The sequence below is a fragment of the Ramlibacter aurantiacus genome, assembly GCF_016722895.1.
Taxonomy (GTDB): Bacteria; Pseudomonadota; Gammaproteobacteria; order Burkholderiales; family Burkholderiaceae_C; genus Ramlibacter; species Ramlibacter aurantiacus.
Map to the genome: position 1 here is coordinate 48,991 of NZ_JAEQNA010000011.1, position 24,407 is coordinate 73,397.

Sequence of the window (24,407 nt, forward strand, 5' to 3'; positions counted from 1 at the left end):
CGGTGGTGACGGTCTGCGTGTTCTCGGCGACGGAAAGGCTCGCCGTCTCCGCGCCCGCCAAAGAGGTGATCACCGGAGCCCGGTTCTCCGCCGCGTCCGTCACCGTGACCGACAGCGCCTGCTGGTCGCTGCCGCCCTTGCCGTCCTCGACGACGACGGCGACCTCATAGATGTTGTCCCCGTCCGCGTCGGCGGGGTTCTCGAAGTCGGGTGCGGCGAGAAAGCTCAGTTCGCCCGTGGTGCTGATTGCAAACAGCGCCGCATCGGCCCCGGTCAGGCGGAACGTCGGCGTGTCCCCATCCGGGTCATCGACGGTAACGGTGGTGACGGTCTGCGTGTTCTCGGCGACGGAAAGGCTCGCCGTCTCCGCGCCCGCCAAAGAGGTGATCACCGGAGCCCGGTTCTCCGCCGCGTCCGTCACCGTGACCGACAGCGCCTGCTCGTCGCTGCCACCCTTGCCGTCCTCGACGACGACGGCGACCTCATAGATGTTGTCCCCGCCCGCGTCGGCGGGGTTCTCGAAGTCGGGTGCGGCGAGGAAGCTCAGCTCGCCCGTGGTGCTGATTGCAAACAGCGCCGCATCGGCCCCGGTCAGGCGGAACGTCGGCGTGTCCCCATCCGGGTCGTCGACGGTGACGGTGGTGACGGTCTGCGTGTTCTCGGCGACGGAAAGGCTCGCCGTCTCCGCGCCCGCTAAAGAGGTGATCACCGGAGCCCGGTTCTCCGCCGCGTCCGTCACCGTGATCGACAGCGCCTGCTCGTCGCTGCCACCCTTGCCGTCCTCGACGACGACGGCGACCTCATAGAGGTTGACCCCGCCCGCGTCGGCGGGGTTCTCGAAGTCGGGTGCGGCGAGGAAGCTCAGCTCGCCCGTGGTGCTGATCGCGAACAGCGCCGCATCGGCCCCGGTCAGGCGGAACGTCGGCGTGTCCCCATCCGGGTCATCGACGGTGACGGTGGTGACGGTCTGCGTGTTCTCGGCGAGCGACACGTTCGCCGTCTCCGCCCCAGCCAAGGAGGTGATCACCGGAGCCCGGTTCTCCGCCGCGTCCGTCACCGTGATCGACAGCGCCTGCTGGTCGCTGCCGCCCTTGCCGTCCTCGACGACGACGGTGACCTCATAGAGGTTGTCCCCGCCCGCGTCGGCCGGGTTCTCGAAGTCCGGTGCGGCGAGGAAGCTCAGCTCGCCGCTCGCGCTGATCGCGAACAGCGCCGCATCGGCCCCGGTCAGCCGGAATGTCGGCGTGTCGCCGTCCGGATCGGTCGCGGTGATGGTGGTGACGGCCTGGGTGTTCTCGGCCACCGAGAAGCTCGCCGCGTCCGAGCCGCCCGACGAGGTGATGACCGGCGCTGCGTTCTCGGCCACGTCCCGCACCTGCACCGACAGCGCCTGGGTGTCCGTGCGGCTTCCGTCCGAGGCTTGGACCGTGACCTCGTAGATGTTGTTTCCGTCCGCATCGGTCGGGCGCTCGTAATCCGGTGCCGCGACGAAGGTCAGCACGCCCGTCGAGGGCTGGATCTGGAACAGGGCGGCGTCGGCGCCGCCGCTGATGGAGTAGGTGATCGTGCCCTTGCCCTGGACCGTCGCATTGACCGTGGTCACTGCGGTCGTGTTCTCGTCCCGGATGAGCGATGCCGTGTCGCCGCCGCCATCCGAGCGGATCACGGGCGCATTGGTCTTGGACGGGCTGCCGGTCTCCTTCACGTCCGTGACGGTGACGGCGATCGCCTGCTGGTCCGTCAAGCTGCCATCGGAGACCTGCACCACCACGTCGTACACATTGTTCTGGCCGCTGTCCGTGGGCAACTCGTAATCAGGCGCCGTGCGGAAGGACAAGGCGCCGGTGCGCGCGTCGATCGTGAAGAGAGCCGCGTCCGCGCCGCCCGTGATCGAGAAGGCGAGGGTGGTGCCCGGGTCCGCATCCTGCGCCGCGACGGTCGTCACCGCGGTCGAGTTTTCCGGCATCGACACCTGGGCGCTGTCGCCACCGCCGCCGGAGGTGATGACGGGCGCTCGGTTGCCGGTGGTGTCCGCCACGTCCAGCACCGTGATCTGCAGCGCCTGCGAGGCCGCCGCCTGTCCGTCGGTGGCGGTGACCGTCACGTCGTACACGTTGTTGCGGCCCTGGTCCAGCGGCGCCTCGTAGTCGGGCGCGGCCAGGAACCTGAGCACCCCGGTAGCCGGGTCGATCGCGAACAGCGACGCGTCCGCGCCACCGGTGATCGAGTAGGTCACCGTGTCGCCACGATCGGGGTCCTTGGCGACTACGGTCGTGACGGCGGTCTCGTTCTCCCGGATGGAGAAGCTGGTCCCGGTGGAGAACCTGGGGGCGCGATTGGGCATGTGTGACCTCGACTTGCGGTTGGTTGGAGGCGGTGCGAACGGATGGGGCTCGGGTGGTCAGCGCTCTCGCCCAGCCCGCCGCATCACCAGCGTCACGGGCTCGACGAGGTACTCGAGCGCGGTGCGCTCGGGACCCTGGATGAACACCTCCGCGGGCATTCCCGCCTGCAGCTGCGGGATGCCCGATGCGCGCAGGGATCCGGCGTCGGCCTCAACCTGCACCAGGTAGTACGGCTGCTGCGTCTCGCGGTGGACGGATCGGTCGGCCGAGACGTAGAACACCCGGCCCTCGACCACCGGGGTGGTCAGTGCGTTGAACGCCGTGAAGCGGATGTGCGCGTTCTGCCCCACCCCGACGCGGCTGATGTCCTCGGGCCGGATCTGGGCCTCGATCACCAGCCGTGGATCGGCCGGCACGATGTCGGCCACGGTTTCGCGCGGGCCGACCACGCTGCCGGGGCTGCTGTAGCGCAGGTTCATCACCTCGCCGTCGGCCGGCGCGGCGATCACCTGGCGGGCGGAGGCGTCACTGGACTTGCGCAGCTCCTGCTGGATCTCCGACAGGCGCACCAGCGCGATCTTGAGCTGGTCGCTCGCCTGGTGGCGGTAATCGGTCTCCAGCGCCTTGATCTTCAGGTCGGTGTCGTCCATGCGCTGGCCGGCGCGCGCCAGCTCCGACCGCCGCTCTTCCAGCTTGATGCCGTAGTCGGCGACCGCCGCCTCCAGTTGCGCGATGCGGGCGTGCGCGATGAAGCCGTCCGCCAGCAGCTTCTGGTGCCGCTCCAGTTCGGCCTGCTGGTGCGACAGCGAGGTCAAGGCCTGGCCGATCTGCGCGCGCAAGGAAGCGGTCTCGGCCTGGATCTTCTCGCGCTGGCTGCGCAACAACTGCACCTGGCCGGTGAGGGCCTCACGCCTGGCCTTGAACAGCGCCCGCTCCTTGGTGAGCTGGTCGGCCAGCCGTGCATCCCTGCCGGCGGCCGCGAGCAGGTCCGGCGGAATCGCGAGCCGCTCCAGGCCGGCCTGCTCGGCCGCGAGCCGCACGGCGCCGATGCGCTCGGCGAGCTCGCGGTAGGCGAGCCGGTCGACGTCGGCGGCCACCCCCACGTCGCCCAGCACGATGAGGGCCTCGCCCCGGCGCACACGCTGGCCGTCGCGCACCTTCACCTCGCGCACGATGCCGCCTTCGGCATGCTGCACCGGGCGCCGGTCCAGGTCGACCTTCACATGGGCCTGGGCCACCACGGCCGACGCGAGCGGCGCCAGCGCCAGCCACGCGGCCGCCGGGCACGCACCGAGCAGGAGCACCAGCATGCCCACGCGCGCGAAGCGGGCAGCGGCCCGCTGGTGGGCCGTCACGGAATCCGCCTGGGGGCCGGCCGGGAGGTGGAGGGCGGCGGTCATTGCGCGCCCCCCGCGGCCAGTCCCGGCGAGACGGCCGGCATCGGCATGGTCACCACCTTGGCCCCGGATGCCTGCTGCGCCTGCATGGCCTTGAGGACCTGCGCGACCGGCCCGCAGTGCAGCGGCCGGCCGCCCTCGATCACCAGCATCTTGTCGACCTGCTGCAGCAGCGCGGTGCGGTGCGTGACCACCAGCGTGGTCACCCGGCCCTTCAGGCTCCTCAGGCACTGCGCCAGGGCCTGCTCGCCGGCGCCGTCGAGGTTGGAGTTGGGCTCGTCCAGGATCAGCACGCGGGGGTCGCCATACAAGGCGCGCGCCAGGGCGATGCGCTGGCGCTGCCCCGGCGACAAGGTGGGGCCCAGCGGATCGATCACCGTGTTGTAGCCATTCGGCAGGCCCTGGATCATCTCGTGCACATGGGCACGGGTGGCGGCCTGAACCACCATGTCGCCATCGACCTCGCCCAGGCGGGCGATGTTCTCGGCCACCGTGCCGGCGAACAGCTCGACGTCCTGTGGCACGTAGCCGAGCCAGGGCCCGACGTCCGCGCGGGACCACTGCGCCAGGTCGGAGCCGTCCAGGCGCACGATGCCGGCGCAGGGCTGCCAGACGCCGCTCAGCAGCCGCAGCAGGGATGACTTGCCCGCGCCGCTGGGCCCGAGGATGGCCATCGATTCGCCGGGCTCCAGCTGGAACGAGACGCCAGCGACCAGCAGCCGGTCCTGCCCGGGCGCGCGGAAGGTGAGCTGTTGCGCGGACAGCCGTCCCGTGGGCGCCGGCAGCGGCATGGCCGGCGCTTCGGCCCGCGCGCCGTCGAGCAGGGCGGTGATCCGCCGCCAGGCCGCGCGCGCCTCGGTGAGCAGCTTCCAGCTGCCGGTCAGTTGCTCGACCGGGGCGAGCGCGCGACCGAGCAGGATGGTGCAGGCGATGGTCACCCCGGGCGAGGCCCGGCCGCTGATGACCAGCCACGCGCCCACCGCCAGCATCAGGATCTGCACGCCTTGCCGCAGCGTCCGGGTCAGCGCGGCGATGGCCACGGTGCGGTGCGATGCGGACGGCTGGATCCGCCCGGCCTCGTCCATCATCCGCCGCCACCGCGTGACGAGCGCACCGGTCATCCCCAGCGTGTGGATCACTTCGGCGTTGGCCAGCGAGGACTCCAGGTAGCGGCTGGCCGAGGCCTGGCACCGAGCCAGCGCCTCGATCCGGCTGCGGGTGGACAGGTCGGCGACCAGGGCCAGCGCGATGAGCAGGAGCGAAGAGGCCAGCGCGATCATCCCCAGGTACGGATGGGCCAGCCAGATCAGGGCCACGTAGACCGCCATCCACGGCGCATCGAGCAGCGCGAGCAGCCCCTGTGCGGAGAACGCCGCCCGCAAGGTGCCGATGTCGCGCAGCGACTCGATGCCGGACGGACCGCTCGACCGGGCCCGGCGGGCCACGGCGATCGCCGCGACCGTCGGCGTCAAGGATTCGGACAGCATCGCCCCGGCCAGACCTTGCAGCCTGGCCCGCACGTAGTCCAGCAGCAGCAGCATGGCCAGGCCCAGGGCGGCGCCCACTCCGAGCACGAGCAGCGTGTCCGTGCTGCGTGAGACGAGCACCCGGTCGAACACCTGCAGCATGAACACCGCCGGGATCAGCATCAGCAGGTTCATGAACAGGGAGAAGACCGCCGCATGGACCACGGGCTGGCGCAGGTGCCGGAGGATCGGTCGCATATCGATGAGGCTGCAGGGCGAAGAAGAAGGCGCAGAGTACGTGCGGTCTTCCCGCCCGCGCATCATCAAGATGAATGATCCGGGTGCAGGTGGTTCGTACCAGCTTTCATAGCTGTTCCAACTATCTTGCCCCGTGCCAGGCCCGCAACTGAGCAGGAACAGTGCTTGCCTGTTGCAGCACCACCGCTCCAGAATGCGCCGATCCATCCGGTGAGGTGACGCATGAATCAGGCCCAGGAGCAGGCGGCGCACGAAGCCATCGACCGCCTGTATGAAGCCGTCGCGGACGAATCACGCTGGCCGGACGCCTTGGGCGCCATTGCAACGGCCTTCGACAGTCCGCGCGTGGCCATCCTGCGCCAGCCTCCGCGCATGGATGGCCTGATCGAGCTGAGGGCGCTGAACCACGACCCCGATGCCCAGCGTCGCTACAACGAGTACTACTGGGCCCTGGACCCTTCGCACCGGCTGACGCGCCAGGCCGCGGTGGGAAGCTGGCTCGACCGGCCCGAGTTGTTCGATCCGGCCACCACGCCGGAGCCGGAGTACATGGACTTCGCCATCCGCAACGGCATCCGCCATGTCGCCGGGGGCAAGGTGCACGCCGACGGCACGAGCGTGACCTTGCTGGGCGTGCAGCGTCCGGGCGACCACCGTCCCTTCGACCAGGCCAGTGCTGAGCTGTTCCGGCGCCTGTCGTCCCACGTCGGCCGCGCCGCTGCGCTGTCGGCCGAGCTTCGTGCATCGCAGATCAACGGCGTGCTGTCACTGGCGGCGCTGGACCGGCTGGACGCACCGGTGTTCGCGATCAACCATCGAGGCAAGCTGCTGATGGCCAATGCGGCTGCGGAGCGGGCGCTGCGGTCCCAGGAACCGTTCACGCTGCACCATGGCCACCTGTCCTCGCGCGATGTCGGCACCGTCGAACGGTTCGCGGCGGCGGCAGGCGCTTCGATGGGGGGCAGCGGCTGCGCCTTCTCCGTGCGAACGCCGGCGGGATTCTGGTTGATCCGGGTGGTTCCGCTGCCGGGGTTTGCCGGAGCCAGTTTGGTCTACGCCAATCGTGCCAACAACGAGTCCGTTCCCGCGCAGACTTTGGCGCAGTTGTTCGGCTTCAGTCCGGCCGAATCGGCGGTGGCCTTGATGCTGATCGACGGCCTGAGCGCGAAAGAGATCGCGTTCTCGCGCGCGGTCTCGATCAACACGGTGCGCGCGCAGATCCGGGAGATCCTGCATAAGACCGGCGTCACCCGGCAGACCGACCTGGTGAAGATGCTGCTGGCGATTCCCCGTGTGGACACCCGCGGGCGCGACGAATGAACCGGGCGGCTTGCCGCCGCCCCTCCTTCCCGTTCTGTGCGGGCTTGTGGCGAACAAGGTGTACCTCGACGGGCAGATGGCGCACTGCGCCTCATCCTTGAAGACGCCTCGGCGAGGAGAAGACCGATCGTCACCACCACCTGCGGGGACCGCGACCGCTCCCTCGCTGGCAACCTGTTCCATGACCTGGCGAAAGCCTCCATGACGAGGCTCGCCTTCGGCATGGCGCAGGAACTCAGGCCGCACAACGTGGCCTCGGTGGCCATATCGCCGGGTTGGATGCGCACCGAGTTCGTCCTCGCAGGCCACGAACGGACCGGGGCCCGTCGAAGGCGGGCGACGCCTGCGCACTCCATGGAGGGCTGGAACGTCACCAGCCGATCAGACGGTGGGTGAAGCTCTCTCGCGCATGCCTGCGCGCTTCAGCCGATCGACGAGCATGGAGAAGCGGTCCTGGCCGAAGAACGGTTCGCCGCCGAGCACCATCGTCGGCACGCCCCAGTGGCCCACCTCGCGCAGGGCGATCTGGTTGCGCTGGATCTCCGAGTCGTGGTCTGCGTCCGGCGCAGCGATGGCGGCCTCGAGCGCCTGCAGGGTCAATCCGGCCGCCCGCGAAGCCGACGCGAGATGATCGCCCTGGTGCCAGTCGCGGACTTGTCCGCCCCAAATGAGCCGGGACGTTTCGCGGATGAACGGAAGGCCTCGCCCCTGTCGCACGGCTTCGACCCCGAGGCGGGAGAGCCGCCCGATGTACGGCTGATGCGCCGCGAATTCGAGCGTGACGGGGTCGATGGTGACCGGATCGGGTCGCGGCCACCGGAAGGGGACACCGATGAACTCGGCAACGCGCGGCGCATCGAGTGCGACGTACCGGGTCAGCAGCGGGTCTGCCCGCTTGAAGAAGTCCGGATCCCGCACCGCCAGTGGCATCACGATCCGCACGTTGACCTGCACGTCGTACTGGCGCTCCAGAGCGAACACGCGATCGGTGACGAGATACGAGTACGGCGATCGGAAGGACCAATAGAGATCGAATGCGGGACGCATGGTGCGGGGGTCTGCCTTTCTCTCGCGAGACGCAGAACTTACCCAGCCTCGAACAGGCGCCCGAAGCCAGGGCTGGACGGGTCGCCGCCGGCCAGGCGGACCACGTCCCAGAACCCCGCCGGCGAACTGGCGGTTGCCGGCACGCCCAGTTCGTCTTCCAGCTGCCGGATCGCGTCGAGCGTGAGCAGGCCGCCGCAGGAGATGAAGATGCCCTCGGCGGACCGGTCCTGCGTGAACACCCTGCGGCCCAACTCGACCAGCGCCTGCGTGCTGACCTCGCCGACTTCCTTCACGGCCGTGATGGACAGGCCCTCGATCGCGGTCACGGTGATGCCCGCGTGCGCGAGGTGAGCCGCGAGCTTGGCGTTCAATTCGTCGATGTAGGAGGTGGCCACCGCCACCCGCGTCACGCCCAGATGCCGCAGGGCCCGCACGACTCCATGGCTCATCGTCGTGCAGGGCACGCCGGTGGCTTCCTCCATGGCGCGCCGCAGCGACTCGGTGAAGTCGGGGCCGCGGTAGAAGCTGATCGAGGTGCCCATCATCGAGATGACCTCGGCGCCCGCCTCGCGCAGTTCGACGGCGCGCTCGACGATGCGGTCGACCACCGGCGCGAAGCCTTCCGGCGACACGCCGCCGATCCCGAGGCCGCGCGCGACGAAGCGGTAGCGCTCGCCATACAGGGTGGGGCCGTCCTGTGGGACCTGGCCCTGCGCGGGCGGCACCACCAGTCCGATGACTGGAGCAGCGGCCATCATTCCGCCGAAATCTTCTGGGCCTTGATGACCTTCAGCCATTCGGCCGATTCGCGCGCCATGTCGCGGGCCAGCTCGGGCGGCGGCATGTAGGCGGGGATGGCGCCCTGCTTGGCCAGCGCCTGGGTCATTTCGGGCCGGGCCAGCGCGTTGCGGGTGGCTTCCGACAGCTGCTGCACGATGGCGGCCGGGGTTCCCGCGGGCGCCAGCAGCATGAGGCGCGGCGCGGCATCGAATTCGGGAATGGCTTCGGCCAGCGTCGGCACGTCTTCGGCGCCGGGCAGCTTGGCCTTGCTCATGAGGGCGATCGCCTTCAGCTTGCCCGCGCGCGCCTGCGCCATGCCGGCGGTCGCGCTCACGACGCCGATCGGCACCTGGTTGCTCATCACGTCCGGCACGATCTGCGCGGCGCCGCGATACGGGATGTGCACGGCGAAGGCGCCGGTGCGGTTCTTCATCAGCTCGAAGCCCAGGTGGTGCACGGTGCCGACGCCCGAGGTGGCGTAGGAGTACTTGCCCGGGTTGGACTTCAGCAGCTGGATGAATGCCTTCGGGTCGCCCGCGGGCAGGTCGTTGTTGGCCACGATCATCAGCGGCGCCAGGAAGGCGCCCGCCACCGGCGTGAACGCCTTCAGCGGATCGAGGGTCACCTTCTCCTTCAGGTGCGGCGCGATCAGCAGGCCGCTCTCGCCCATCAGCAGGGTGTGGCCGTCGGCCGGCGCCGTCGAGGCGACCTCGGCGGCGATCAGGCCGGCCGCGCCGGCGCGGTTCTCGACGATCACCTGCTGCCCCAGGCTGGTGGACAGGCTCTGGGCCAGCAGGCGGGCGAGCGCGTCGACGCCGCCACCGGCGGAGTAGCCGACGAGGATGCGCACCGGTTTGCTGGGGAAGGCCTGGGCGAGCGCCAGCGGGGCGGCCGATGCCAAGGCGGCCGCGATCACCACGCGGCGGGTCAGGGAAAGGGTCATCTCTTGTCTCCTCTATAAAGCCGGGGGTTGGTCATCAAGCCTTGCCGACGCCGCGCGATCCCGGGCGCTTGGCGAGTTCGGCCACGCGCTCGCGGTTGGGCCGGAAACCCAGGCCCGGCGTCTCGGGCAAGGCCAGCATGCCCTGCGTGGGTTCGGGCAGGCCGTCGAACACCTGCTTGCAGACCTCGACGGCCACCGAGTGGTATTCCACCAGCGAGCCGTTGGCCAGGCCCGCGTGCAGGTGCATGTTGTGGTGCGGCCAGGCGCCGCCATTGGCGAACTGCGCGTTGAAGGCCTGGGCCATGCCGGCGATGCGCAGGCATTGCGTGTAGCCGCCGGTGATGCAGGCATTGGGCTGCACCACGTCCACGGCCTGCGCCACCAGCATGTCGCGGAAGCGGCTGGCGAGTCCCTCGTTCTGGCCGGCGGCCAGCGGGATACGCGTCTTCGCGCGCAGCTTCGCCATGTTGGGGATGTCGTTCTGCGACACCGGTTCCTCGAAGAACGCGATGCCCAGGTCCTCGATGCGCTGCGCCAGCGCCGAGGCGTGGAAATAGTCCAGGCTGCAGTTGGCGTCGATGAAGATCTGCACGTCCGGGCCGACGGCGGAACGCACCGCCTCGATGCGCTTGACGTCCTCGGCGATGACCTCCGCCAGCGGCCTCGGCTCGTCGCGCCGCTGCAGCGCATGATGGCCCACCGTCATCTTCAGGCGCTTGAAGCCGCGCCCCACCCAGTCCCGCGCCGCCGCCGCGAGCTCCTCGCGGTCGAAGAAGGCGAAGCCGAAGGTCGCGTAGACGGGAACCTGCGCGCGCGCGCCGCCGAACAGGCGCCACACCGGCTGTCCCAGGACCTGGCCCTTCAGGTCCCACAGCGCCAGGTCGATGGCCGCGATGGCGTGGCTCGCGTAGCCGGACTGGCCGCGCGGCGTCAACAGCCAGTACAGCCTGTCCCAGAGCTGCTCGTGCCGCAGCGGATCCATCCCCACCAGGGCGTGGCTCGCGACCTCGTTGACGATGGAGGCGACGACCTCTTCCTCGGTGATGGCGGTCATGCCGGTGCCGATGCGGCCGTCGTCGAGTTCGACATCCACCAGGCACAGGGACAGCGATGTGGATTTGGCGCGGGCGCCCTGGCCCATGGTGACGGGGAGGTTGAGCGGGGTGGCGCGGACGGCGGCGATCTTCATCCGCCCAGTCTGCGGGCGTGCCCAGCCTCCGGCAAGCGGCCCGCGGCGAAAGTGCCTTTCGCGATCGGCGAAATCCCTGGGTTTACCCGGGTGAAGCGCGCAGCGCCTCGGCCAGCGTGCGCACCACGGCCGAGGCCTGCCGGTCGGCGCGCAGCGCCAGGAAATGGGTGCGGCGCGCCCAGTCCTCCACCACCGGCACCGCCTTCAAAGGCAGGTGGGCGAGCTGCGGTGCGATCGCCTGCATCGGCAGCACGGCCGCCCCGAGGCCGGCCGCGACCATGCGGCATGCGGCGTCGAAGCTGCGCATCTGCATGCGCACGTTGATCGGCGTGCGCAGGGAAGCGGCGGCCTTGAAGAGCCGCGTCGTGACCGCGTTGGCCCCGGCCAGCACGATGAAGTTCTCCGACACCAGCTGGTCGAGGTGCACCGCGCGCTCGCCGGCGAGCGGGTGCGCGGCCGGCAGCACCACGCACAGGTCGTCCTGGAAGAAGGGAAGGAACTCGAGTCCCTGCGTGGGCATGGCGGCGTCCACCACGCCGATGTCGGCACGCCCGTCGAGCAGGGCGACGACGATCTCCGGGCTGATGCGCTCCTCGACCTCGACGTGGATGCGCGGGTGGCTGCGCATGAACGCCTCCAGCCGCGGCGGCAGCACCTCCAGCAGCGCCGACGCGTTGGCCAGCATGCGCACGTGGCCCGCCAGGCCCAGGCTCCAGTCGCGCAGGTCGGTGGCCAGCCGGTCGGCGTCGCCCAGCAGTTCGCGGCCGCGCTGCACCAGCATGTGCCCCGCCGGCGTGAGCTTCACGCCGCGCGGGGAGCGCTCGAAGATGCGCACGCCCAGCGCCGCTTCCAGGGAGGAGATGCGCGCGCTGGCCGCCGCCACTGCGAGCTGCAGCCGGTCGCTGCCGGCGCTGATCGATCCCGACTCGGCCACGGCGACCACCACCCGCAGCGTGAGGAGGTCCAGGCGTTCGGTCATCGGCGGATTATCCCGGGGCACGCCTGCGTATCATCGCGCGCCATGAACCTGTCCGAGCGCTTCCTCAGCCTGCACGACTTCGAGACGGCCGCGCGGGCGAGGCTGCCCGGTGGGCTGTACGGCTTCGTGGCCGGCGGCTCGGCCGACGGATGGTCCGTCGCCAACAACCGCGCGGCATTCGACCGCTGGTCGCTGGTGCCGCGCACGCTGTCCGCCGGGCCGGTGCGCCGGCAGGACCTCACGCTGTTCGGCCAGCCCTTCGCCTCGCCTTGCGGCATCCCGCCGCTTGGCGTGAGCGCGCTGTTCTCCTTCGATGCCGACGTCGCGATGGCGCGCGCGGCAGCCGCGGCGCGCGTGCCGTACATCCTGAGCGGTGCGTCGCTGACCCCGATGGAGCGCATCTTCGAGGCCTGGCCGCAGGCCTGGTTCCAGGCCTATGTCGACGGCGACCGCATGCGCGTCGGCCGGCTGCTGGACCGGCTGCAACGCACGGCCTGCCAGGTGCTGGTGCTGACGGTCGACACGCCGGTGGCGCCGAGCCGCGAGCTCAGCCTGCGCCACGGGTTCTCCATTCCCGTGCGCCCGGGGCCGCGGCTCGTGGTCGATGCACTCACGCACCCGCGCTGGCTGCTTGGCACGGCCGCGCGCACCTTCTTCGCCGGCGGCATCCCGCGCATGGAGAACCAGGACGCCGTGCCGCTCAACCGCGTGACCGAACTACCCACGGGGCCCGCGCACCCGCCCCTGTCCTGGGACGACTTCCGCTTCATCCGCAGCCGCTGGAGCCGGACACTGGTCGTGAAAGGCGTGATCAGCCCCGAGGACGCGGCGCAGTATGGCGCGCTCGGCGCCGATGGCGTGGTTCTCTCCAACCATGGGGGCCGCCAGCTCGATGGGACCGTGGCCCCCCTCGATGCGCTCCCGGCGGTGCGCGAGGCGGTGCGCGATCTCCCCCTGCTGCTCGATGGAGGTATCCGCCGGGGCACGGACGTGCTCAAGGCGCTGGCGCTTGGCGCCGCTTGCACCTTCAGCGGCCGTCCCATGCTGTTCGCCGCCGCCGCGGCGGGGCAGCGTGGGGTGGAGCGTGCGCTGGAGATCATGCACGCCGAAATCGACCGAGGGCAGGCCCTGCTCGGCGCCCGCACGCTGGCCGAGCTCGATGCACGCTACCTCGCTCCTGCGGCGGAACCGCTGCGGCACGGGATGCAGCACGGGCCTGCGGCGATGCCGGATGCGCCCACGCCCGCTGAGCTGGACCAAGGCGGGCGGCTCGCGGCGTGAACGGGTGAGAGAGCGATCGATCACCCCGCGGTGCAGAGCGCACCGTCGTCATCCGGCAGGATCGTTCGTGTGTGCCGCGGATCTCCATCGCACCAAGCCATGAACAGCGTGCGACCTGCGCGTCGCGTTCGCCAGACGCCGGGCGCGAGGGCGTCGGCTTCCATGGCCGTGCAGAAGCGCTCCAAGTCGACGCGCTGCTGGGGTGTGGCGTTCCAGGCATGCACGACCATCACGGCGGTGGGCGCATGAAAATCCGCTGCGGTCAGCAGTGCGGACGCGGTGCGGTGCAGCAGTTGGTACCGGATTTGCGGGTCGAAGGTCGCCTCGAGCAACTGCTCAAGTGCGCTGATTCGCTGGGCTTGCCCCACTGAAGGCTCGGCCCTGCGGCTCTCCAACTGGCACACCTGCACACGCCGCGTTCCACACGGCAAGCGCTCTGGTGTGTGCCGCTTGCGATTCACGCGCGTACGCGCTAGGCGAGGCCTATGACAGGCGCTGCCTGCTGGCTCACGACTGTCGCCCCGAGAACGCGCGAGACGGGACCGCGGCTGCTGTACGGTGCTCGCCTTGCCAACCCGCCGCGTTGTGTTCAGAACGTCATCGATCGCGCGAGCGGATGCCAAACCAGCGTGCCAGCCGATCGCGCCAGATGTCGCGGCCGACCTGACGATAGTCCCGCAGCCACCCGCGGGTCGGGGTCGCGTCGTTGACGTAGAGCGATTGTGTGTCCCCTGGTGGGAACGTAGCCGCCAGCAGTGCTGAGCGGCCGTGCATGCGAGCGAACCACCTGCGAACTGAGCAGCGGGTTTTTGAATCTTTCTTTCGCATTCGAACGGAGGGCAGCACTCGCATGGGGAACAACCGATTGGGTTCCCTCAGCGAACCACTGTGCGCGGCCGCTTCCGGCCAGAAGCAGACTTCTATAAGTCGCTGTCGTCGTTGCCCGCTTGAAAAACTCGCGACTCAGATCATCTCGAGTGGGGAAGGCCGCGTCGGCGGGGGGAAGTGCCCGTCGAGTTCGTGCAGCTGCGCTGTCGTCAGCGGGTGTTCCAGCGCCAGGGCATTCTCCTCAAGCCGCTTGCGGCTAGCAGTCTTGGGGATCGCGATCACGTCGTCACAGGCCAGCAGCCACGCGATTGCCACTTGCGCTGGTGTCATCCCATGGCGCTTCGCGAACTCCGCCAGCCCGCGCCGCCGCACAAGCCGGCCCTCTTCGAGTGGCGAGTAAGCCATCACGGGAATGCGGCGCTCACGAAGCCATGGAAGCAGGTCCCATTCGATACCGCGCCGCCCGAGGTTGTAGAGAACCTGATCGGTCTGCACCGCCGCGCCGGCAGGCAGATCGTGCAGCTCGCGCATGAGCGCAGTGTCGAGATTACTCACACCCCAGTGCCGTATCTTGCCGGCGCGCCGCAACGCTTCGAAGGCCTCCACCGACTCCGCCAGCGGCACGTTGCCTTGCCAGTGCAGCAGGTACAGGTCGATTGCGTCGATCCGCAAACGCTTCAGGCTGTTGTCGCAGGAGATGTGCATCGAGCGGCGCGACGCGTTGTGCGGATAGACCTTGCTCACGATGAAGACTTCATGGCGACGGCCTTCGATGGCCTCTCCAACAAGTGCCTCCGAACGGCCGTCCCCATACATCTCGGCGGTATCGATTAGCGTCAGACCCAGGTCGATGCCGCGGCGCAAGCAGTCGATTTCTTCCCGGCGGCGGGCCGGTTCGTCGCCGATGTGCCACGTACCCTGGCCGAGAGCCGCGACGAGGTCGCCACTGGGAAGCGTCACGTGTTTCATGAGGCACAGTATCACCGGCCCCCCGCGGCTCGGTGTAACGCCACCGGGGAAGTGCCTGTCTTCCATGAAGGCAACAACGGCCGCTTGCGGCCAGTTGCAGCCGTCCTGCCGGGACCGGTTGCTCGCCTGGGCCGTGCAGCCCCTTTCGATGGGAGCGAGCGCCTTGCTATCCTTTCCGCGATGCACCATGAGCGGCTCTACCTGCGACTCGACGGCGACCCGCTGTACGCGCCGGAGACGACGGTCCCGGCCGGCGTCATGCGCGAACTTGCAGTACCGGCGGCGTTGCGCGGGCAGGTGGCGCATTTGATCGCCTATGACGAGCGCCTGCCCGCCGGTGCAGTGGTCAGCGAGCGCGTGGTGCCTGATGGCGCATTGCGCCTCATCCTTGATTTTGGCTCCGGCCGGGCGCAGGTTGTCGGTCCGAGTGCACGCCCCGTTTTGCTGTCGATGACCGGAAACCTGTCGGGCCTGTCCGTCACGTTGCAGCCTGGGGCGGCGTTCATGCTTTTCGGCATCCCGGCCCACGAACTCGCCGAGAAGGTGGTCGCCTGGGACGATTTGGTGGCTGCAGCCCATCGCGGCTTGTGCGGCCTAGTGCGTGAACCGAGCGGCGACGACGAGCGCGCGCGCATCCTATGCGCGGCCTTGCAGCGCATGACAAGGGACACCGGCGGCGAGGAGCGACGCAAGGCCACGCGCGCGGCGGCCCTGCTTCGGTCGTACGGTCATGCACGGTCGATGCGCGTCGTGGCCGCCGCGGTCGGCATCAGTGAGCGCCGCCTGCAGCAGATCTTCCGCTCCCAGCTCGGCTTGTCGCCGGCCGCTTGGCGCAGGCTCATGCGGGTGCACGAATGCCTGAGGCTACTGCGTCTGCCAGGTCCCAAGCAATGGACCGAACTTGCCCTGGAGACCGGCTTCTACGATCAGTCGCACTTGATCAACGAGTTTCAAGCGCTCTGCGGGCTAACCCCCGGCCAGTTCTTGCAGCGTTCCGTTTCGGGTTTTTCCAAGACGCCTACCTAAAGCGCGACCACCATTTGGCACATGCATTCGAAAAGGAGCAAGGCATGGCCGCATTGAAGAACTGCGTGGCCCTGGTCACTGGCGCGAGTCGCGGGGCCGGGCGCGGAGTCGCCATTGAGTTGGGCGCAGCCGGCGCCACGGTCTACGTTACCGGGCGCAGCACGCGCGGCGCGCCGGCGCGAAGCTACGGCGAGATCGTGAGCCTCTCGGGGATGCAGCAGGTGCCAGGCAGCGTCGACGAGACGGCCGAAGAGGTGACGCGTGCCGGCGGTCACGGCATCGCGGTCCGATGCGACCATACCAGCGAGGAGCAGGTGGCAGACCTGTTTCGGCAGGTTGAACGCGAGCAGGGCCGCCTGGACGTTCTGGTCAATAACGCGTGGGGCGGGCACGAGAAGTTCGACGGCATCTTCCAAGCACCCTTCTGGCAGCGGCCGATGGAACTCTGGGATGCGATGTTCGACCGTGGGGTGCGGAATCATCTGCTGGCCAGCCGCCTGGCGGCTCCCATTCTGGTGCGCCAGCGGCAGGGACTGATCGTCACCACCACCTTCTGGGACCGCGATCGTTATCTCGCTGGAAATCTGTTCTATGACTTGGCCAAAGCCTCCATGACGAGGCTCGCCTTCGGCATGGCGCAGGAACTCAAGCCGCACAACGTAGCCTCGGTGGCCGTATCGCCGGGTTGGATGCGCACCGAGTTCGTTCTCGCGGGCCACCACACCGATGAGGCAGGCTGGCGAGAGCGTCCCGAATTGGCGGGTACCGAATCGCCTCGTTACGTAGGCCGTGCCATCGCCGCGTTGGCGGCCGATCCGCGCGTCCTCGAAAAGACAGGCCGCGTCCTTCGCGTGGGGGACCTGGCCCTGGAGTATGGCTTCACGGACATCGACGGCCGCACGGTCCCGCCCTTCGAGCTCGATGGCTCATGATGCGGCGAGCTGCAGCGCCTGAATTCGGCGGAAGACGAACGGTGCCGGCGCCCTTCGATACGGCTGCTTCGGGTCGGAAGCGGACGTCGAACGCCTCTACGGAGCCCTGCCGTTCCACTTCAGCCGCCCGCCGGATCGCAAGGGATCATCCGTGCATCAGCTCGCGCAGTTTCTGTGGCTCCAGTGGCGGATCCTGGCGATGCAGCATGGCATGACAGTTCGGACACACAGGAATCAAGTCGCGAACGGGATCGACCGCATGGTTCTCGCCCTGCGAGGCCAGCGGTGTCAGGTGGTGCACGTGAATGAACCCAGCTCCCATGGCACCGTAGGCCTTCTCGAAAGAGAAGCGGCAAACTGCGCACTCGCACCCGTGCGCCGCAATACACGCAGTACGCGCCGCGGCGTTACGCTCGTATTCAGAGCCCATGACCCGCTGCAATGCGCCTTCCATCAGCGTCGCACCATCAGGACGCCTGACGATAAAGAAGCGGCCATCGACTTGCAGCGGCACAGCTGAACCCAGGTTGACTGGCTGAACGGGGTCCGGAACGTGATTGTTGTTTGCGACGGCCCACTCGATGTGCCCAGGACGCTCGCCGTTCTGCGTGTTACCCGAGAGTTCGACTCCGAGGTGTGCTGCGTACTCTCGCCGAGCCGCGACGACGTCGCCAGCAGGCATTCCTGATTCGCCTGCGGCCGCGACGACCGCTATTTCACACAAGCGTCCTGCGCGTCGGCGAGAGAATTGCAGGCGAGCTCCGTCGTTCACCAGATCAACGATGGCGCGACACCGCTCGCAAGAGCACGAAAAAATAAATTCCCTTACCCTTTATCGTTCAGGCGGGCCATGTCGTTGCATGCCGGCCGGTGTCGCGTCGGAAGCGTTGGGTTGCGCATGTCTGTTTCCGGCCATGAGCAGACATGCCTCCAGGCGGTCACGGGTGGCCGAAGACGTCGCCGAGCCAGTCATCGAGGAGTGGAAAAGCTCACGTCCGAATCGCCACCTCCGCAGCTAAGACGACGGGAAGGTCCATCGGAAGTTGCGCCATGCCGATGGCGGTGCGGGCATGGGTACCGATCTCGGAACCGAACAACTCCAGCAACAGCTCGGAGCTTGGATTGATCACGCCGGTCGTCTGAGTGAATCCGGGGGCGACGTTGATCATCCCGGAGAGCGTCAGCCAGGCGGCGACACGATCGAGGTCGCCGATGGTTCTGCGCAGGCTCGCAAGCAGTGCAAGCGTCGCCGCCTTCGCTGCGATGCAAGCCTGTTCAGCCGAAATCTCTGCACCTACCCGACCCATGGGTCCGAGCAGCGTGCCGTCAGTCGCAAGCGGCCCGTGACCCGAGAGGTAGACCCGGTCGCCGTACTGCCGAGCCCATGCAAACGGTACCGACACGCCGGTGGGTGCCTGCAGGGGGGCGGGCAACTCGAGGCCCATGGACTCCAGTCGCTGTTCGATGTTCATACGGTCTCCACTCGGAGCAAGGAGCCCTCGTGCCAGCGATTCTGCACTTCGGGACGGAGCGGCTCCAATGCCGATGCTTCTATTCGTAAGCCCCGTGGCGCAGTGAGCATTGACGGGCAGCTCTGGATTGGTAGCGGACATACTGTGCCTGCCGCCAGCGAAATCGCCAGTCCGTCCACGACAAGGCCGCGTTGGGGCGCTCAGGAGGTGCCATGTCCAATCACGTCTACAAAACGCTGGAACTCACCGGATCGTCCACGTCCGGGATCGAGGACACCGTCAACACGGCCATCGCGAAAGCCAACGAGACCGTCCGCAACATGCAGTGGTTCGAGGTGGTCGAAACGCGCGGCCACATTCACAACGGCAAGGTGGCCCATTGGCAGGTGACGCTGAAAGTCGGCTTTACGCTCGAGTGACCGGGCGTCTGTACGCGGACACGTTCTCGACCGTTGAGGTGGGTTCCTGGAACGACGGCCGCTCCCGGCCAGGGTGACCGATTTCTTGCCGCCCAAGTCGACCGGCAGTGATGTGCATGTCGATGAAGCCGCACCGAGCAACTCCACCCGTGTTGCCTGCAGGCCGTGCGACTGACGTTGCGTGCTCGCGCTGTCAGCCCTTCGATTCGATGTCCCGCAAACGCCGTTCCGCCTCCGGCCGATCAACACCCTCGTGAAGCTCGATGTGCCTGAGAACGTGTTCGCGCTTATCCGCTGCGGCGTCCAGCTCGTGGTGGGTGAGGTGTTCCCATTGCGCCATCACGCGCGCCTTGAACTCGATCCAGTTGTCTCGCCAGAGATGATCGTGCACAGCACTTCCTTGAAGCCAAGACGGTGGCAAGCATACGCCGCCCGCGACTTCCGATCCAACGCCCGCCGATCTGCGACGGAACCGCGGCTGCTGTGCGGCTTGCCAACTCGCCGCGTCGGTGGTCAGAACGCGTCATCGATCGCGCGAGCGGATGCCGAACCAGCGTGCCAGCCGATCGCGCCAGATGTCGCGGCCAGCCTGGCGATAGTCTCGCAGCCACCCGCGGGTCGGTGGCATGCGGCGCACGACCCATTGCGCGACGACGATGAAGGTCACCATCCCGAACAGGCTGAGCCACAACGCGGCCCACCAACCGTGGCCGGCTTGTTCCAGTCCCTCGCGCAGCGCCGACCGCAGCACGATCACGCTGAACAGCGGCAAGGCCGCGATGCACAGGTAGCCGAGCAGGAACCTGGCGAGGCCAAGCCGGCGGCGGCGCTCGCCGGAAACCAGGGACGTGATGGCTATTGAAACCAGCAGCACCACGGCGAACCAGGGCAGCTGTTCGCTGGCACGCTCGACGAAGGCAGTTGAGATGATCTGGGGCACGGGCGAGCGGGTGGCCTGGCGGCGCGGGTCGCTTAGTTGACGTCGAGCGATTGTGTGTCCCCTGGTGGGAACGTAGCCGCCAGCAGTGCTGAGCAGCCGTGCATGCGTGCGAACCACCTGCGACCTGAGCAGCGCGGTTTCAGAGCGGAGCAGCCGATTGGGCTCCCTCAGCTAACCACTGCGCGCGGCTGCTTCCGGTCCGGAAGCGTCATCCCGCTGGTACTGCACCGGTGGATCCTTTTAGGCCGGATGCAGCGTCGGTGGGTGACCGCTTCAGACTGGGTGGGGTCCTTCATGTCCGGGAAGCCAGTGGCCGGCTTCGAGAAAAGCGGTCTTTGAGGCTTGCGTCGTTGAAAACGAGCGCTCTGCCACGGGCGAAGTTCGCGATACCGCCCTATGGCAGCGTCGGAAGCCAAAGATGCCGAAGCGTGATGTCGCCAGGCGGCCTTAGATTGGACAGCCTGAAGCCTCTTGAATGCACGCTGATCGCAATCGGGTGGCTTGCGGTCTGGTCCAGCTTCAGGGGGCTTGCCGGAAGGCCGGCGAGACGCAACTTCTGGCGGGCCTTGGTCCAGCAGCTCTCCAATGCGGTGGACGCCATCAAGGGTGGAGGCGGCGACACATAGGCAATCATCCCGGCGTGAGCCATGCCCCATGCGTAGCGACCGTCCACAAAGCGCATGATGCCGTCGTTGTGATAGTCGTCGACCGTGCGCCCGCGGCCGATAACCTTGCACTCGTAGAACTGGGCGTGATGGTTAGACACGGGCCTTGCCGCCAGTCGCAGGAAGGTCAGGTCGGGCCGCTTCTCTTTGTCTTTTCCCGAATAGTCGTCGACCTCCTGTCCTCGGATCGGTGGGGAAAACGCCGCGGCGGTGAAGCCATGGACCTCACCGGTGTTGAGCAGTTGGATCAGCCGCGCCTGCAGCTTGACCGTGATGTCCCGTTCGACCGCGGACGCCGCCCACGTCACGAACTCCGAGGACGCCAGGAGCTGCTGCCACGCAACGACGATCGCACGCTCGACGATCTTCAGGTGCCGTGAAGTCCAGGGCTGATAAGGCGGCGGTCCTTCTGGGGGCTTTCCGAGATCGAAGGACATGCAGCGCTTCGATCAACGGTCCGATGGGGCAAACAGGCCGTGCTCGATCAGATCGAGCGCGAGCAGGCGAGCCTGGCTGCCGGACCAGTACCGGCGCTGTCGCAGCCGGCCGATCAGCCAGTCGCCCGCCCCCAGCTGAAGCCTGATCTCCGAGGACATCAAGGCGTCTGACACGCGCTGCAGAAGCGCGCGGACGTGATCGCCGTTGAGAGGCCTCTGCTCGCCGGCGGTGAGCCGGACGAATTGCCATGCGCCGTCGCCGTTGGCATTGACGGAGTAGGGCGCGCCCGAGATCGAGGCGTCTTCGACTTCGGAAACGATGGCGGCCAACTTGTGTGCGAAGGTCTGGACGGCGGCGTCGTTGGCGCGGACCGGCTCGAGCGCACGGACCTTTGACGAGTAATAAGGGTTCTCCAACTCGAGCGCGTCGGCTATCAGGTCCCGGTCATACCGGGACAGTCCGTAGATGTCCGCGACAAGGTCGTTGAGCTGGGCCCAGCGAGGCTCGCCCTTCTTGAAACTCTCGGCCAGGTCCTCCACCCGCGCCTTCTGCGAGCTGCTCAGGCTGGCGAGCGGCAGCACCGGGAAGTTCAGAAAGTCGGCCTGGTTGTAGATGTCGCGCTCAACGCCAAACTTGGAGCTAGTCATCAAGGTCCAGTACGCCAGCAGGTCCGCGTACGAGAGCACAAAGAGGTAGTCGGCCTCGGCGATCCGGCTCGAAGGAATGGTGACGCCATGGAACGAGCGGCTGAACGCCAAGTCGCCGCCGCAGTACAGGGCGCCTCGGTGGGCAGCGGCCTGCTTAGGGGCCTCCCTGAACAGCAGCATCGGTCCGCGGTAGATCGCTGGATCGCGGGGCCACTGGAATTCCAGCCCGGGATACTTCTCTTCGATTAGCGGCAAATGGTCAGGATGCACCACGAACTGCGGCTTTGCACTCGCCTCCAGCAAACGCATGCCCCGAAGTTCACTGGCGTCCTGGAGCTCGTTTTCGCCCGAGATGAAGCCCTGCCAGATGTGCAGGTCCAGCTCAAGCATGTAGTCGGCGATCGGGACTCGGGGCTTGCGCCGAACACGCCCGATCAACTCGAGGTCCAAGGCCGATCCTCTGGAAAGCGCCTTGAAGGCGTGCGGATCGTGGGTGGCCCGCTCCATGGGCACCGCAATGGCCGCCTTGGGATCGAGGCGGAACTCGCGGCGCCTTCCGAGCGCCGGCTCATTGCGCGGTGTCAGGAAGTGGAACGAGTCACCTGCCTGCGATGGCGTATTGATGGAGACCAGCGCGCAGAACGGTTGGGAGTTGGACGGCCAGATCCTCGGATCCTGGCGCACATGCATACCGTTCAGGATGCCGGTTGCACGGGTGATCGAGAACCATCGCGCCCGGACCTGTGCAGTCTCCTCGCTGAACAGAAGCCTGGCGTGGACCAGCAGGCCGATGACCCCGTTAGGTCGACACCATTGGTTGGCTCGCCACAGGAAGGCCAGATCGGGCCATTGGTTGGGTACAAGACTCGTAGCGCCTCGGGGTACCTTCTCATCAGTCCCGTAAGCGGTCTTGTCCAGGAGCTTCTTGAGCCGCCCTGCCAGCCGGGTCCAGGGGGGATTGGCCAGCACGATGTCAAACGGGCCAAGGGAGCGCAGTGCCTCGCTAAGGCTGCCCAGTTCCCCGTCGGATGCGCCACCGAGATGCTCGCGGTCGACGCAGCGAAGCGTCGCGTCGAACAGGCGTTCGAAGCGCAAGTCGCTCAGGGGCTGCGGTTCCGGGTCGAGTTCCAGCGCCGCCAAGTACAGGCTCAGCGCGGCCACCTTGATGGAGATGGGATTGATGTCCAGCCCGCACAACTGCGTCAGCAGGATGCGCCGGATCGCGGCGCGCCTGGGCCGCTTGCCGGTGTACAGCCAGTGCTCGGCGACCAGGCGTCGGTAGGCGAGGACCAGGAAAACACCCGCGCCGACGGCCGGGTCGAGCACGGTTGCGGAGTGGCGCTTCTCCTGCGGCGTGGCGCTGAAGACGCCGTCGACGAGCATCTCCGCGATGGCTCGTGGGGTGTAGTGGATGCTGGTCTTCTTTGCCGTCGCCGGCATGTACCGGTGAGCGAAGTGCTCATAGACCTGGCTCAGGACGTCCACAGGGATGTGCTGGAACCGGAGGCCCTCCCAGTCAAGCGAGAGCTGCCCATCGTCGGAGCGGACCATAATGTTGGACAACACCCGGCAGACCGCGTCGGCAGCGGGACCGAGCGCGGCCATAAGTTCCGCGTAATTCTGCGTGTGCAGCTCCAGAAGATTGCCGTTGAAGACCTCGTCCAGCCAGGCAAAGGTCCGCATCAGTGCCCAAGGGCTTTCGAACAGCTGTTCCGGTTGCCTTGCGCCAGGGAAGATGGATGGCAGGTCGGCTGCACGCAGGATGTCCCGGTCGACCAAGAAGCGCGTGAAGAGCGCGCGCCCAACCAGCGACAGCACCTCGTCGTTGGACAGCTGCTCGGGTGTGCAGGCGTGGCGCAGTGCCTGCGCGGAGTTCGTCAGCAGCTTGAACAGGAGATCGTCGAGCCATGTGCGGTTGGCATCGCCTTGCCGGGTGGATTCGTCGGGGCTGTTGAGCAGGTCGCGCAGTCCGATCGCGTTGTCTCCCTCGACGATCGAATCGACCGCGGGCAACGCACCGTCGGCATAGAAGCCGACGCGGTAGACGCAGCAGGAGGCAGGATTGACGACCGCCAGGTAAGCAGCGTCGGCGCGGCAGGCGACCGTGCGCATCAACTGGGCGAGCCCCTGGCGCTCCAGCGGGCCCGCCAGCAGCTCCTGACGGATCACATATAGCGCTGCCTTGCCTGAAACCTCGATCACGCCCTCCGGCAGCGCCACATCGGTGGCAGGCACACGGCGGCCGGCACTTGGCAGCAGGTCCATGTACCGCAGGTGCCGGGCCGTCGGCGACTTGCCGAAGTCGACGAAGCCCTCGTCCGGAACACCCAGTCGGCGTAGGGCGCTATCGAGCGCGGCGGGCATTGGACGCTTTCACGGCCGACGGCATTGGCAAGGCCATCAATCCGAACTGAAGATCGGCTTGGGGGCTGGGTTCCAGCCCGACGAACCCGTAGACCGAGCGCCAGATCGGAACCGGGTCGATGGCCAGGGACAGCACTCCGCCGGCGTCGATGCCGACCAGCCACTTGCCGTCGTCACCCTGGTTCAGGAAGTAGCGCTCCGGCATGCTGTTCGAGGCGGCCGGCTGGCTGAGCATCGCGTGTAGTTCGCCGGAGAAGCCTGCGATGACGCGCAGCGGCATCGCGAGTTGCTTGTGCAGCATCGAGACAATGCTAAAGAAGGCCAGGTCGCTGATCGTGAACGTGCGGGCGGTCCGAGCCTGTGTCGGCGCCGCGCTGAAGGGAGGCAGAGTGCTGAGCAGCCGTTGAACATCGGTCCGGCTGACCGTGAGGAGTTCCCGGATGTGCACCGCCTGGTATTGAAGTCCCGCCATCCAGCAGATTGTACGCAGAGCTGCTTCAAAGACGAAGCAGCTCTGATCGATAGAACCGACCTGCGGGTGGTAACTCTGGCAGATTGGCATTGGCAGATCTGGCTCGACACAGGAGCCGGAGTGGCGCGCCCAGCTTTGCCATCAGCAGCAATGGCCGCTCCAGGTCGGTTCTCGCAAGTACGGTCGTCGGCCACGGTAGTCTGCAACCGCTGCAAAGCAGTCGTTCTTCC

Annotated in this window: 22 protein-coding genes; 5 read left to right on the plus strand and 17 right to left on the minus strand. The window is 67.7% G+C overall.

All coding sequences use genetic code 11. The features are described from left to right. The 3 genes from JI739_RS22135 to JI739_RS22145 all read right to left on the minus strand — a co-directional run. On the minus strand, positions 1 to 2,344 hold a 2,344-nt coding region (locus tag JI739_RS22135; RefSeq protein WP_201686193.1), incomplete at its 3' end, for a cadherin repeat domain-containing protein. A gap of 57 nt (positions 2,345 to 2,401) precedes the next feature. Then, a complete protein-coding gene (locus tag JI739_RS22140; RefSeq protein ID WP_201686194.1) occupies positions 2,402 to 3,745 on the minus strand; it encodes an HlyD family type I secretion periplasmic adaptor subunit in 1,344 nt (447 codons plus the stop codon). Further along, entirely contained in the window at positions 3,742 to 5,466 is a 1,725-nt protein-coding gene (locus tag JI739_RS22145; protein WP_201686195.1) for a type I secretion system permease/ATPase, read from the minus strand. The genes JI739_RS22140 and JI739_RS22145 overlap by 4 nt, the downstream gene beginning before the upstream one ends. Positions 5,467 to 5,688: 222 nt before the next feature. Here JI739_RS22145 and JI739_RS22150 point away from each other — a divergent pair, with 222 nt between their 5' ends. After that, entirely contained in the window at positions 5,689 to 6,786 is a 1,098-nt protein-coding gene (locus JI739_RS22150; protein ID WP_201686196.1) for a helix-turn-helix transcriptional regulator, read from the plus strand. Between the two features lie 381 nt (positions 6,787 to 7,167). On the opposite strand, the gene JI739_RS22155 is transcribed toward JI739_RS22150, so the two are convergent. The 5 genes from JI739_RS22155 to JI739_RS22175 form a co-directional block, all read right to left on the minus strand. Next, the gene (locus JI739_RS22155; RefSeq protein WP_201686197.1) at positions 7,168 to 7,833 is read right to left on the minus strand and encodes a 2-hydroxychromene-2-carboxylate isomerase; all 666 of its coding nucleotides are present in this window, start codon (positions 7,831 to 7,833) and stop codon (positions 7,168 to 7,170) included. A 38-nt stretch (positions 7,834 to 7,871) separates the two neighbouring features. Continuing rightward, a complete protein-coding gene (locus JI739_RS22160) occupies positions 7,872 to 8,588 on the minus strand; it encodes an arylmalonate decarboxylase (RefSeq protein ID WP_201686198.1) in 717 nt (238 codons plus the stop codon). Then, complete coding sequence (locus JI739_RS22165) at positions 8,588 to 9,556, minus strand: Bug family tripartite tricarboxylate transporter substrate binding protein (protein WP_201686199.1); 969 nt, start codon at positions 9,554 to 9,556, stop codon at positions 8,588 to 8,590. Before JI739_RS22165 ends, JI739_RS22160 begins: the two co-directional genes overlap by 1 nt. 34 nt (positions 9,557 to 9,590) lie before the next feature. Continuing rightward, positions 9,591 to 10,745 carry a mandelate racemase/muconate lactonizing enzyme family protein gene (locus JI739_RS22170; protein ID WP_201686200.1) on the minus strand — a complete coding sequence of 385 codons (1,155 nt, stop codon included), beginning with the start codon at positions 10,743 to 10,745 and terminating at the stop codon, positions 9,591 to 9,593. Positions 10,746 to 10,827: 82 nt separating this feature from the next. Continuing rightward, positions 10,828 to 11,724, minus strand: coding sequence for a LysR substrate-binding domain-containing protein (locus tag JI739_RS22175; protein WP_201686201.1), 897 nt, complete (start codon positions 11,722 to 11,724; stop codon positions 10,828 to 10,830). Between the two features lie 42 nt (positions 11,725 to 11,766). Between JI739_RS22175 and JI739_RS22180 the strand changes: the two genes are divergently transcribed. Beyond that, positions 11,767 to 13,005 (plus strand): alpha-hydroxy acid oxidase, encoded by a 1,239-nt coding sequence (locus JI739_RS22180; protein WP_201686202.1) that lies wholly within the window; start codon positions 11,767 to 11,769, stop codon positions 13,003 to 13,005. A gap of 20 nt (positions 13,006 to 13,025) precedes the next feature. Here JI739_RS22180 and JI739_RS22185 read toward each other — a convergent pair whose 3' ends face one another. Both JI739_RS22185 and JI739_RS22190 read right to left on the minus strand, forming a co-directional pair. After that, the gene (locus tag JI739_RS22185; protein WP_435531635.1) at positions 13,026 to 13,466 is read right to left on the minus strand and encodes a DUF6946 family protein; all 441 of its coding nucleotides are present in this window, start codon (positions 13,464 to 13,466) and stop codon (positions 13,026 to 13,028) included. 502 nt (positions 13,467 to 13,968) lie between these two features. Further along, the gene (locus tag JI739_RS22190; RefSeq protein WP_201686204.1) at positions 13,969 to 14,802 is read right to left on the minus strand and encodes an aldo/keto reductase; all 834 of its coding nucleotides are present in this window, start codon (positions 14,800 to 14,802) and stop codon (positions 13,969 to 13,971) included. Between the two features lie 180 nt (positions 14,803 to 14,982). Here JI739_RS22190 and JI739_RS22195 point away from each other — a divergent pair, with 180 nt between their 5' ends. Both JI739_RS22195 and JI739_RS22200 read left to right on the plus strand, forming a co-directional pair. After that, positions 14,983 to 15,828 (plus strand): AraC family transcriptional regulator, encoded by an 846-nt coding sequence (locus tag JI739_RS22195; RefSeq protein WP_201686205.1) that lies wholly within the window; start codon positions 14,983 to 14,985, stop codon positions 15,826 to 15,828. Between the two features lie 44 nt (positions 15,829 to 15,872). After that, positions 15,873 to 16,760, plus strand: coding sequence for an SDR family NAD(P)-dependent oxidoreductase (locus JI739_RS22200; protein WP_201686206.1), 888 nt, complete (start codon positions 15,873 to 15,875; stop codon positions 16,758 to 16,760). A 145-nt stretch (positions 16,761 to 16,905) separates the two neighbouring features. Here JI739_RS22200 and JI739_RS22205 read toward each other — a convergent pair whose 3' ends face one another. Next, entirely contained in the window at positions 16,906 to 17,442 is a 537-nt protein-coding gene (locus tag JI739_RS22205) for an HNH endonuclease (protein WP_236589977.1), read from the minus strand. A gap of 307 nt (positions 17,443 to 17,749) precedes the next feature. After that, positions 17,750 to 18,232, minus strand: coding sequence for a RidA family protein (locus JI739_RS22210; protein WP_201686208.1), 483 nt, complete (start codon positions 18,230 to 18,232; stop codon positions 17,750 to 17,752). A gap of 212 nt (positions 18,233 to 18,444) precedes the next feature. On the opposite strand from JI739_RS22210, the gene JI739_RS22215 reads away from it, so the two are divergent. After that, positions 18,445 to 18,651 carry a dodecin gene (locus JI739_RS22215; RefSeq protein WP_201686209.1) on the plus strand — a complete coding sequence of 69 codons (207 nt, stop codon included), beginning with the start codon at positions 18,445 to 18,447 and terminating at the stop codon, positions 18,649 to 18,651. A 193-nt stretch (positions 18,652 to 18,844) separates the two neighbouring features. Here the strand turns inward: JI739_RS22215 and JI739_RS22220 are convergent, their stop codons facing one another. From JI739_RS22220 to JI739_RS22240, 5 genes are all read right to left on the minus strand, one after another. Next, positions 18,845 to 19,042: a CsbD family protein gene (locus JI739_RS22220; protein ID WP_201686210.1), complete on the minus strand. Its 198-nt coding sequence runs from the start codon at positions 19,040 to 19,042 to the stop codon at positions 18,845 to 18,847. Between the two features lie 132 nt (positions 19,043 to 19,174). Beyond that, on the minus strand, positions 19,175 to 19,591 hold the full coding sequence (locus JI739_RS22225) for a hypothetical protein (RefSeq protein ID WP_201686211.1): 417 nt from the start codon (positions 19,589 to 19,591) through the stop codon (positions 19,175 to 19,177). 394 nt (positions 19,592 to 19,985) lie between these two features. Continuing rightward, positions 19,986 to 20,693 carry a hypothetical protein gene (locus JI739_RS22230; protein WP_201686212.1) on the minus strand — a complete coding sequence of 236 codons (708 nt, stop codon included), beginning with the start codon at positions 20,691 to 20,693 and terminating at the stop codon, positions 19,986 to 19,988. Positions 20,694 to 20,705: 12 nt separating this feature from the next. Further along, positions 20,706 to 23,705, minus strand: a complete 3,000-nt coding sequence (locus JI739_RS22235; protein WP_201686213.1) for an HsdM family class I SAM-dependent methyltransferase — start codon at positions 23,703 to 23,705, stop codon at positions 20,706 to 20,708. Continuing rightward, positions 23,686 to 24,177: a hypothetical protein gene (locus JI739_RS22240; RefSeq protein WP_236589978.1), complete on the minus strand. Its 492-nt coding sequence runs from the start codon at positions 24,175 to 24,177 to the stop codon at positions 23,686 to 23,688. Before JI739_RS22240 ends, JI739_RS22235 begins: the two co-directional genes overlap by 20 nt. Positions 24,178 to 24,407 lie beyond the last annotated feature (230 nt).